A 6974-nucleotide genomic window follows, 5' to 3' on the forward strand; every position below is an offset into this window, starting at 1 on the left:
GGTCACGCTCCGGATCAGGTCAGCAGCTGGATGACGGCGGTCACCAGCCGGGTCGTGGGATCGGCCTGGTACAGATAGCCGTCGTTGTAGCGGTACATGGCGTCGGGGCCGTCGACGTACTGGCCGCGGTAGGCGTAGGGCACGTTGTAAACGTCATAGCCCGGCGGCAGGGGCTGGCCGACGTTCAGGTTCTGGCCGGTCAGCAGGGCCGCGATCTGGCTGATCCTCTGGGTCTGGGGATCGACGCCGTACAGGGCGCCGTCGGCGTAGCGGTAGTCCCGGCCCTGCGGCAGGCCGTAATAGCTGGAATAGTAGGCGGGCGCCGGCTGGTAGGCGTACTGCGACGGCCATGTGGCCCCGGGGGCCAGGGCCCCGCCCAGCACGGGCAGCCAGCCGAGCAGCGAGCCCTGCGAATTCATCCGGTACAGATAGCCGTTGTCGTAGCGGTAGCGGTAGTCGTCGCCGCGCGTGCGCCACAGCCAGTCGTAGCGGTCGGCGGCGGCGATCCGGCGCGCCTGTCCCGGCGGCAGGCAGCCGTTGTTCTTCCGGGCCAGTCCGGGCGGGCAGCCGGCGATCAGGCCGCGGTCGTCGTCGCGGCGGAAATAGACCACGGGCTGGCCGTCGCGGGTCTGGAACACCTGACGCGCCGCCTCGCGGCGGATCTCGCGGCGGTCGTCCTGGCGGTCGTCGCGGCGGTCCTCGCGGCGGTCCTCGCGATCGTCGCGGCGATCCTCGCGCCGGTCGCGCACGGCCTCGACGGCCCGGGCGGCCGGACCGTCGGGACGTTCGGCGCCGCGCGCCTGCCCCCGGCCGGGCGCGTCGTCGCGGCCCTGGCCGCGGTTGTCGTTTCCGCCGCCGCGCTCGCCGCGGTCCTGGGCGCCGTGGGCGCCGCCTTCGTGTTTGCCGCCGCCCTTGCCGTTTCCATGGTCCTGCGCCAGCGCGGGCGGGGCGGCGGCGAGGGCGAGAGCGAGAGCGGTCGTGATGGGTGCAAGCCTGTACATGGGAGCCTCTCCGGGTTCCGGCACACAACGTTCGCGGGGTGGGGGTGTTCCGCCCCCCGGGCGCCGCCGGGCCCGGGTGTTTCAGGATGAAACAGGGGCGTCTTCGGGGTCGGGGCCGAGGCGGACGGTCGGGGGACGGGGTCTCATGGCGGCGTCCTTTCTGTGGCGTCCTCCCCCGGGGGGAGGAACAGGACATGGCTGTTCGCCGCTTCGGGAGAGCGGTGTGGGGAGGGTGCGGGGCGGCCGGGCCTCGCCCGGTGCTGATGTGTTTTACCGTTTCGACGAGACAGACAGCCCCGCGCGGTGCGTTTTCCACGAGCCCTCCGGCTGGCGGCCTTCGTGCGGGCCTTGCCGGATCATCCGCCCGGCCCATTGCTGGACCGGACGCGGGGCGAACGTCGCGCCATCGAGGCGGATCGGTTCGCTCCCCAGGCCCGCGGCGAGGCAGGCGGACGCCATCCATCGACGTCCGCAAGGACCCCCGAGGTACCCTTCCCCCGGGCTTCATCGCTCGACCACAGCCCGCCGTCATCGAGAACGTGGATCCGACGCCCTCCCCGCCGACGGGATGGGAAAAGGATAAGGCCGGCGGGAGGGGGCGTTGCGAGAAACCCGCTTCAAAAGAGCAAGGCGTTGATCGGAGGAGATATTTTTTCGCCAACGCGACTATATTGAGAGGGCAGCGTCACGGCCCCTCGCTTCCGTCTCCCGTTGGGAGAAGGTGGCCCGAAGGGCCGGATGGGGGTCGGTCGGCTGAAGCGGCGAAGCCGCCCGTCGGCAGTCGACCCACACCCTTTCGCGCCAGAACGACGGCTGCGCCGCCGAGCGCTCAAGCCCTCTCCCATCGGGAGAGGGATCATCAGTCCTGCCGCTGATTGGCGAGAGCCAGGAACGCCGTCAGGTCCAACAGCCAGTCCTGCTGAGCTGGCTTGAAGGTTCCGTGCAGACGACGCGGAACGACGAGTTGCAGCGACTTGGCTTGCATCTCATCGGTCTGATTTTCCGAGATTCCGGGTTCGAGTGTGAGGAGGTGCTTCTGGTCAATCCGCTCCGCTTCAGAGAGCACTTGTCGCCAGCGATCCTTCAAGGTGGATTTGGCTCCGAGCATAGTCAGCCATTTGGCAGGAAAATCTGCATCCCGATATTCGGCGACTCCCGGAAACAAAAAATCTGGCTTGTTCCGATTCTCCGTTTCCGCGCCCCGCGTGTACCGGACACGCTGCGCCTCGAAGACCGCTTCAAGATGGTTTTCGAGCGCTTGCCCGGCCCTCGCCTTTCGTCGGTTCTGCACACTCAGCGAGAAGGCAAGAAAGCCATCTACATCAACCACACCCGAAGCTTGAAATCCATTGGCGACTCTGTCGGCAACGACACGGCGTTCGAGCCGGCGGAAGAGTTGCTCTTCTCGATCCAGCCAGTCCACAAGCGCCCCGTCCGGATCGTCAGCGGCTGAAACTTCCGGCAGAGAAGCTCTCGCCAAAGCGGAAAACACCTTGGCTTTCGGAAACACCAGGCCGAACGGATCGATCAGTTGATCGAGACGGACTGCCTCGGGTTCTTCCGGCTCGATAGCAAGTTCATCCAGGACGTATCTGGCGACAAATCCAAGCTCAGTATCGTGCGCAGCATCGAGATGCTGAATGGTGACCTTTTGCTCTTCGGGGGGCTCCAGGCCGAAAAGCCAGAGAAGCTGATTCTGAGTGGTTCCGGCTGCCGGAGTGACGATCGCCAACAACGACCCGTCGCGATGGAGGGCGATGATCAAAAGGTCACCGACGGACATGGTTTCGGTGACGGTGTTGGTCGAATAGTAGAGGTGGAACTCCGCCGAGCGCGGCTTGCCCTTCCGCACATTGGACCAGCTCAGAAAGCCCTCGTCAGTGAACGAGCCGTCTTCGTCCGAGAGCCAGATAAAACGAGTCGGGACTTCCTTGCGATCATCCTCGCCAAGCAGTTGACGAAGCGACTGAATGCCCTGGAACTCGTGTTGGTTGGAACGCTCAGTAATCGTCTCAACCAAGGTCAGCCGCTTGGCGACGGCCCCCACGAAGAGGCTGGAAAGCATTCCTCTTCGCACTCTAGTCCCCTTGGATCATCAGATGCTCGCGATCTGAGATGAGCCAGTCTGCACACCTCTGCACCACGTCATCAAGGGCGAGGCGCGACTTGCCCTTCAATGCACACTCCCAGATCGTGGCGACTCGCCAGCCAGCGGCGGACAGTCGCTCCTCCGCGACACAATCGACTTCCCGGTTTCGCTCAATCTTGCCGCGCCAGAACTCCGGTCGCGTCGAGGGCCATTTGAACAGATGGCAGCCATGCCCATGCCAGAAGCAGCCGTGGACAAGGATCACCGCCCGGTGCTTCGGCAGGCAGATGTCCGGCTTGCCCGGCAGGTCGCAGTGCAGGCGGTAGCGGAAACCGCGCGCGTGCAGGGCCTTGCGGATCAGCAGTTCGGGCTTTGTGTTCTTGCCCCGGATGCCGGACATCATCCGGCTGCGGGTCGCCGGATCGACGACGTCAGCCAAGCCCGGCCTTCGGCCGTTTCCCGAGCGCAGCGAAGAGGTGCGGCTTCATATGTTCGGCGACGGCTTTCACGGCCGGCACCACAACAGAATTGCCGAACTGGCGATAGGCCTGGGTGTCAGACACGGGGATGAGGAAATCGTTCCCCTGGGCCTCGTCGAAGCCCATCAGGCGCGAACATTCGCGCGGAGTCAGACGCCGAGGGCCCTTGCCCTCCTGTTTGACGAGGATTTCCGACCCGTCCTTGTAGTACCGGGCGGAAAGCGTCCGGGCCACGTCGTCGGGCCCGACCAGGCCGAAGCCGAAACCGTTGCCCGCCGCCGTATGCTTTTCCTTGTACCGCTGGAGGTAGTTCCAGAGATGGTCGGTCAGGGTGTATTTGTCCGACACCCGCCCCGAGTTGCCCACGGTGAACCGCTGGTCGGGAGCCTCCGAGCCATCGCCAGGATGCAGGATGGTCGCCAGCTTCGGCGCGGCGTCCGGCAACTTCATATCGGCGAAACGGAAACCCTGGTCCTCGCGGAAGCCGATGATGAAGATCCGCTCGCGATGCTGCGGCGTCCAGTGGCGTCCGTCGATGACGCGGAAGTCGATCGTGTAGCCAAGCTCGTTCGTCAGCACGTCCTTGATGGTCTGGAAGGTCTTGCCCTTGTCGTGGCCCACCAGGTTGCGGACGTTTTCCAGCAGGAAGGCGGCCGGCCGGTGGTGGGCGATGATCCGCGCCACGTCGAAGAACAGGGTGCCCTGGGTCTTGTCCTCGAAGCCGTGCGCGCGGCCGAGGGCGTTCTTCTTCGACACCCCGGCGATCGAGAACGGTTGGCACGGAAAGCCGGCCAGCAGGACGTCGTGGGCAGGGATGTCGGCGGCCTCCACGGCGCGGATGTCGCCGTTGATCTCGTGATCATCGTCGGGGAAGTTCGCCCGGTAGGTCAGCTGGCTGTATTTGTCCCACTCGGAGGTGAAGACGCACCGGCCGCCAATGGATTCAAAGCCCCGGCGCAGGCCGCCGATGCCGGCGAACAGGTCGATGAAGGTAAAGTCCGCGGGGAGCTGATCCTTGCCGCCACGCACCAATTTCAGTGCGGGTTGCGGAACCGGAGGCGTCAACGGGCCATCGATATAACCAAGGCGCGCTGCCGCATCGGCGGTCGCCTGGCCGGCCTGTTTCACCATAAGAGCATACTCCGACACGGTGATTCCGCGCTTGCTGAAGGTGGCAGACTGGTGAGATTCTGCCAGGAGAACAAGTTGGCAACAAGGCCTTACCCACCGGGGGTTGCCGCCTTGTCCCGGCCTCTACTTCCGTAGCGCCCCCTACGCCAGCTTCACCCCCACGCCCTTCTCGCCGCCGGGCTTGCTGACGGCGACGTCGAAGACCTCGCCGCCGAAGGGCAGGCCGCGGACGGCGCGTTCGCACAGGGCGACGACCTCGTCGGCGGGGGCGTCGGTGCGGATGTCGAGGAACCAGCCCATCATCCGGGCCTCGGACCAGCGGGCCCGGGCCAGCCAGGCCTCATCGACCTTCATCTCGCGGAAGACGACGTCGAGCCGGCCCATCAGGGAGAGCGGGTGGTAGGCCTCGGGCGGCTCGACCAGTTCGACCGGGCCCGAGGGGCGGCGGGTCGAGATCCCGACCGGGGCGTGCTCCAGCACCTGACGGATCTGGTCGGGCTCCATCTTCAGGCCGCGGCCGCCCTCGGGGTTGAGCAGGATCACCACGTCCTTGAGCATGTCCAGCAGCTTGCGGCCCTGCATGGCCAGGATGCGGGCGTCGTCGCCGAACATCTTCGTCGCCCGGCGCGGGTCGGTGAACAGGGTCACCGTGTTGCGGCCGTCGTTGAGGACGACGCCGCGCAGGATCAGCTGTTCGCCGGGGCGCAACACCCTGGCGCCGTCGTCGCCGGGGGTTCCGCCGGGGCTGCCGGGCTCGGGCACGGCGTAGAGGTCGGCCTCGAGCATCGCCCGCTCGAAATTCCCCATCTGGCCGGCGTCGGCCAGACCCGCGTAGAGCAGCTCCTCCAGCGGGTTCGTCGGATTGTCGGTGAACGTAAGGGGGGCGCTGTCGGTCATGGATCGCTCTGGGTCGAAGGGGCCGACACAAGAGGCGAGCGGGCGCGCCGCGTCAATCGCGGGGGCGCCGGTTTCGTCCTAGGCCGGAAGGTTCGCGGCCAGGGCTTCGCGGACGTCGGCCCGTTCGCCGCGCCTGACCCAGGCCCGCGCGTCCCTGAGCAGGCGGGCCTTCAGACCCTCGTCCGGGGTGATGTACGCGCGCCCGGCCGCCTCGGCCGCCATGATCCGGCATTGCCGGCCGGTTTTCACGCCGTCCGCCGGAGCGCCGGCCGCCCGCGAGGGGCGGCCGTCGTCACGGGTCAGCTGAGGACCACGATGGCCACGCGCCGGTTCTGGGCGCGGCCCTCGGGGGTGTTGTTGGGGGCCACCGGGGCCTCCTCGCCATACGAGATGGTCGCCATCCGGTTCAGGGCGATGCCCTGGCGGCTGAGCGAGCGGCGCACCGCCTCGGCCCGGGCCTCGCCGAGCTCCTCGTTGTATTCGGCGTCGCCGCTGGCGTCGGTATAGCCCTGGATCTCGAGGTAGACGTTGCGGTTCTCGCCCTTGAGCCGCTGGGCCAGTTCGGCCAGCCGCTGCTCGGCCTCGGGCGACAGGGCGTCGCGGTTGACGGGGAATTTCACCGAGTCGTCCGACAGCACCACCTCGTAGAGGAATTTGCCCTCGGCCAGGACATGGGCCGCGTTGGCCCGCTCCAGCGCCTGGCCGGCCGTGCCCTCGACGCCGGTCACCCGGGTGTCGACGGTGGTCACGCGCTCGTCGACGACGGCGAGGTTCTCGCGCACGAATTTGTGGCTGGCGCAGGCGCTGGCGCCGAGGCCGAGGGCCAGAACCACGCCGGTCACGGCCGCCGTCCTGATGATCGATTGGGTCAAAGTTCAGTCTCCTGGATGTCCGGGACGCCACTCCCACTGTACCCCGCTCCGGCACCTAGCTGAGCCGGGAGGGCGGAGTGATGACGCGGATGCGGCGACAAGGTGTCAGCTTGGCCGTAAGGAGAGAACGCTGGTCGACATCTTGAATCGCGCTAAGCAAAACAGCGTTTTGTTCCATGCGATTACTTATTTTTTCGATTCCGCACTGTGGGACGCGCCACGATCCTGACGCGGGGCGGTGATTGTCTGGCCGCGCCGGCGCCCTGGACCGGCGGCCGGGACGGACGATGCGCGGAACGGACGAGGCGGAACGGACGGAACGGCGCCGGCGGGCGAAGGCTTCGGCGCGCCGGGCCTGGGCGATCGCGGCGGCGGCCAGTCTGGCGGCCCACGTGCTGGTCCTGTCGCCCGTGCTGTCGAGCCGGGCGGCGCCGCCTCCGGAGCCGGCCGCGCCCCCGCCCCCGCCCGTGCTGGTGACCCTGTTCCGGCCGCCGCCGCCCCCGCC

General features: G+C 67.3%; 7 protein-coding genes and 1 pseudogene. 1 reads left to right on the forward strand and 7 read right to left on the reverse strand.

Features of this window, described 5'->3' with window-relative positions:
* Nucleotides 1–14 precede the first annotated feature (14 nt).
* From Q8Q71_RS14580 to Q8Q71_RS14610, 7 genes are all read right to left on the reverse strand, one after another.
* Entirely contained in the window at nt 15–1001 is a 987-nt protein-coding gene (locus Q8Q71_RS14580; RefSeq protein ID WP_305760322.1) for a hypothetical protein, read from the reverse strand.
* An 859-nt stretch (nt 1002–1860) separates the two neighbouring features.
* Nucleotides 1861–3066, reverse strand: a complete 1206-nt coding sequence (locus tag Q8Q71_RS14585) for a type II restriction endonuclease (protein WP_305760323.1) — start codon at nt 3064–3066, stop codon at nt 1861–1863.
* 13 nt (nt 3067–3079) lie between these two features.
* Nucleotides 3080–3529 carry a very short patch repair endonuclease gene (locus Q8Q71_RS14590; protein ID WP_305760324.1) on the reverse strand — a complete coding sequence of 150 codons (450 nt, stop codon included), beginning with the start codon at nt 3527–3529 and terminating at the stop codon, nt 3080–3082.
* Complete coding sequence (gene dcm, locus Q8Q71_RS14595) at nt 3522–4700, reverse strand: DNA (cytosine-5-)-methyltransferase (RefSeq protein WP_305760325.1); 1179 nt, start codon at nt 4698–4700, stop codon at nt 3522–3524. The genes Q8Q71_RS14590 and dcm overlap by 8 nt, the downstream gene beginning before the upstream one ends.
* 141 nt (nt 4701–4841) lie before the next feature.
* Nucleotides 4842–5597 carry an SseB family protein gene (locus tag Q8Q71_RS14600; protein ID WP_305760326.1) on the reverse strand — a complete coding sequence of 252 codons (756 nt, stop codon included), beginning with the start codon at nt 5595–5597 and terminating at the stop codon, nt 4842–4844.
* A 78-nt stretch (nt 5598–5675) separates the two neighbouring features.
* On the reverse strand, nt 5676–5846 hold the full coding sequence (locus tag Q8Q71_RS14605) for a hypothetical protein (protein WP_305760327.1): 171 nt from the start codon (nt 5844–5846) through the stop codon (nt 5676–5678).
* A gap of 50 nt (nt 5847–5896) precedes the next feature.
* On the reverse strand, nt 5897–6469 hold the full coding sequence (locus Q8Q71_RS14610; RefSeq protein ID WP_305760328.1) for an OmpA family protein: 573 nt from the start codon (nt 6467–6469) through the stop codon (nt 5897–5899).
* 287 nt (nt 6470–6756) lie between these two features.
* Between Q8Q71_RS14610 and Q8Q71_RS14615 the strand changes: the two are divergent.
* Nucleotides 6757–6974 (forward strand): annotated as a pseudogene (locus Q8Q71_RS14615) (hypothetical protein); the annotation flags it as partial.

The sequence above is a fragment of the Brevundimonas sp. genome (assembly GCF_030704825.1).
Taxonomy (GTDB): Bacteria; Pseudomonadota; Alphaproteobacteria; order Caulobacterales; family Caulobacteraceae; genus Brevundimonas.